The organism is Acidaminococcus sp. AM05-11, from assembly GCF_003472805.1.
GTDB lineage: Bacteria > Bacillota > Negativicutes > Acidaminococcales > Acidaminococcaceae > Acidaminococcus > Acidaminococcus hominis.
In genome coordinates this window covers 1-2,907 of sequence record NZ_QRMX01000055.1, presented here as the reverse complement: position 1 = coordinate 2,907, position 2,907 = coordinate 1, and the positions used below count along the sequence as shown (strand labels likewise).

The following is a 2,907-nucleotide window of genomic DNA, read 5'->3' as shown; positions in this document are numbered from 1 at the left end:
CTCCCGGTTTCCCCTACATTGGGGGATTGCCGGAAGCCATTGCCACCCCTCGCCGAGATACGCCCAGACTGGTAATTCCCAAAGGGACAGTAGGTATTGCCGGTACCCAGACCGGGGCTTACCCGTTGGAAACCCCTGGTGGGTGGCAGTTGATTGGCCGGACGCCCCTAGAACTGTTTCGGCCTCAGGATCCGGAGCATCCCAGTGTGCTCCAGGCAGGGGATAGAATTGAATTTTACAGCATTACGCCGGAAGAGTATGCCGAGATTGCAGCCAAAGAGAAGGGAGATGCCGTACAATGAACATCCTTGTGAAGAAAGGCGGCCCTTTGACGACCCTGCAGGATCTGGGGCGGTATGGCTACCAAAAATATGGAGTACTGGTCAGCGGAGCCATGGACTCCTTGTCCCTGGAATTGGGCAATCTACTGGTGCAGAACAAGCCGGGGGAAGGGGCTCTGGAAATGACCATGGGCGGGCCCGTACTAAAGCTGCCGGCAGGGCTGGTCTTTGCCCTGACGGGTGCTGACCTCCAGGCCAAACTGGGCGGTGTGCCCGTGCCTATGAACCGGGCCATTTATGTAAAAGAAGACAGCACCCTGCTTTTTGGCATGGCAAAAACGGGAACCCGTGGTTATCTTACCGTAGCTGGGGGCTTTGACGTGCCCCTGGTTATGGGCAGCAAAAGCACCTACCTGCGGGCCAAACTGGGCGGAGTCGGAGGCGCACCCTTAAAGGACGGAGAAGAGCTAACGGTGGGAGCGCTGACGGAAAGCCAAAAAGCCTTTGCCGCAGAGCTTTCCAAACAGGGAGGCAAGGCCTTCTCCAGTATGGGCTGGTCCCTCCCTAATGGAGGCGTGTTGAAACCTGGCCCCATTCGGGTAGCGGAAGGGCTTCAGTATGACTGGTTTACAGAAGAGAGTTACCATATCTTTTTTGGCCGGCCCTACACCATTACGCCCCAATCGGACCGGATGGGGTACCGGCTGTCCGGGGAAGAGCCTCTTACCTACAAGGAAAAGGGCAAGTCTCTGATTTCTGAACCAGTAACCTCTGGCTCCATCCAGGTGCCGGCGGACGGAAATCCCATCATCTTAATGGCGGACCGGCAGACCACCGGGGGCTATCCGAAAATTGGCCAGGTGGTTCAGGCAGATCTGCCCCGGCTGGCCCAACTGCGTCCGGGAGAAAAAATCCGCTTTAAATTGGTGACGCTGACAGAAGCGGAAGAAGCGTTGGCCAAGCAGCGGGAATTTCTAAAAGAAGCGGCACTGATGACCTATCGTAAAGAAAACGCCTTACAAAATGTATAAAAATACCCCCAAGGACTGGTTAGCTAACCAGTCCTTGGGGGTATTTCTTTTTTGGCGTTATTCCAAGCTGCTTTCCTGAGCGGTAGTATCAGCAGAAACTTCCTGTCTCCGTTCGGCTACCAGTTTCCGGAAGAAGAACCGGACCAGGGGGCCAACTAGCAGAAGCTGAAAGGGAATGGCTGCCAGGTAATTCCGGCCATACGCCGGAATGATTACGGCTGGATCAGAAATCTGAAACAGCAGCAGGTGGATTAGGGTGGTCATCAGGGGAACCATCACCAGGGGCGTAAAAATCCCCATGCCAATGGGAAAGTACTTTTGCTTCCAGGGCCAGAACCGCAGGGTCAGGCGGTGGGAAATGGGCGTACCGATGAAATAGGCCACCGGCAGGGCCAGCCAGTATTCCCGGGACAGGTTGTGCAGAGCCAAGGCCACCCAATTACCGGAAAAGCCGACAAACCAGACGGAATTGTAGCAGGACATGCAAAGCACCATGCCAAAAGCCATCATACAGGTAAAAATAATTTCTTCTTTGCGAGATTGGGGCATACCAGATCACTCCTTGAAAACAAATAAAAAAAGAGCATCCTCAGCAATCGGATTTACATCACTGAGAATACTCATTGCATGAATAAGTATACCACAAAGAAGAATAAAATGTAAGGAAAATGTAACTCACGAAACGATTTATGATAATGTATACAGTATAATGTGAAAAATACGTGAAGTGAAATGAATCGAACGATATATACCGTATAATGTTTAACGTTCGTAGAAGTTTTATTGTTTGTAGAGTTGGCTGCATGCAAAAATTGAGTTAGGGGGAATCTGGAATGAAAATCGATTTGAATTCTGACTTGGGTGAAAGCTTTGGTGCCTACAAGATTGGCTTGGATGAAGAGGTGCTGCCTTTGGTTACGTCCGCCAATATTGCCTGCGGCTTCCATGCCAGTGATCCGTCCGTGATGAAAAAGACCGTGGACCTGGCTGTGAAAAGCGGCGTGGCTCTGGGAGCCCATCCTGGGTATCCGGACCTGGTAGGCTTTGGCCGCCGGAAAATGGCTGTGTCTCCGGCTGATGTGTACGCTATGGTAGTATATCAGGTAGGGGCTTTGTCCGCTTTTGCCAAGACCCATGGCACCAAACTGCAGCATGTAAAGCCCCATGGGGCCATGTACAATATGGCTGCCAAGGATCCCAAACTGGCAGAAGCCATTGCCCAAGCCATCTATGATGTAGACCCGGAAATTATTCTCTATGCCCTGGCTGGCAGCGAAAGTGTCAAGGCAGGGGAAAAGGTAGGTCTGGTAGTGGCTTCCGAAGTATTTGCGGACAGAAGCTACCAGGAAGATGGCTCCCTGACGCCCCGGACCCAGCCCGGTGCCATGATTACCGATGAAGACAAATCCATTGCCCAGGTGCTGTCCATGGTACTGGATAAGAAGGTAACCACCCTTAGCGGCAAGGTGATTCCTGTAAAGGCTGATACCATTTGTGTTCATGGAGATGGACCAAAAGCGCTGCAGTTCACCCAGAAAATCCGTAAGGCATTGGCTGAGAATGGCGTAGAAATTGCCGCTGCTGGTACGTTCCTG

General features: G+C 52.3%; 4 protein-coding genes. 3 read left to right on the top strand and 1 reads right to left on the bottom strand.

Annotated elements, in window-relative coordinates; genetic code table 11:
• Positions 1-302 (top strand): allophanate hydrolase subunit 1 (locus DW089_RS11680; protein WP_233547606.1); only part of this gene is annotated, 302 nt, incomplete at its 5' end.
• Complete coding sequence (locus DW089_RS11110) at positions 299-1,312, top strand: biotin-dependent carboxyltransferase family protein (RefSeq protein ID WP_118287295.1); 1,014 nt, start codon at positions 299-301, stop codon at positions 1,310-1,312. The genes DW089_RS11680 and DW089_RS11110, both read left to right, overlap by 4 nt.
• 57 nt (positions 1,313-1,369) lie before the next feature.
• Here the strand turns inward: DW089_RS11110 and DW089_RS11105 are convergent, their stop codons facing one another.
• Positions 1,370-1,861, bottom strand: coding sequence for a DUF2798 domain-containing protein (locus tag DW089_RS11105; protein ID WP_118287294.1), 492 nt, complete (start codon positions 1,859-1,861; stop codon positions 1,370-1,372).
• A gap of 284 nt (positions 1,862-2,145) precedes the next feature.
• On the opposite strand from DW089_RS11105, the gene DW089_RS11100 reads away from it, so the two are divergent.
• Positions 2,146-2,907, top strand: a 762-nt coding sequence (locus DW089_RS11100) for a LamB/YcsF family protein (protein WP_147351171.1), incomplete at its 3' end; no start/stop codon positions are given.

What these genes read in the sequence shown, in the direction of transcription:
- DW089_RS11105 (WP_118287294.1), bottom strand. Translation starts at nt 1,861, where the DNA reads ATGCCCCAATCTCGCAAAGAAGAAATTATTTTTACCTGTATGATGGCT.
- DW089_RS11110 (WP_118287295.1), top strand. Translation starts at nt 299, where the DNA reads ATGAACATCCTTGTGAAGAAAGGCGGCCCTTTGACGACCCTGCAGGAT.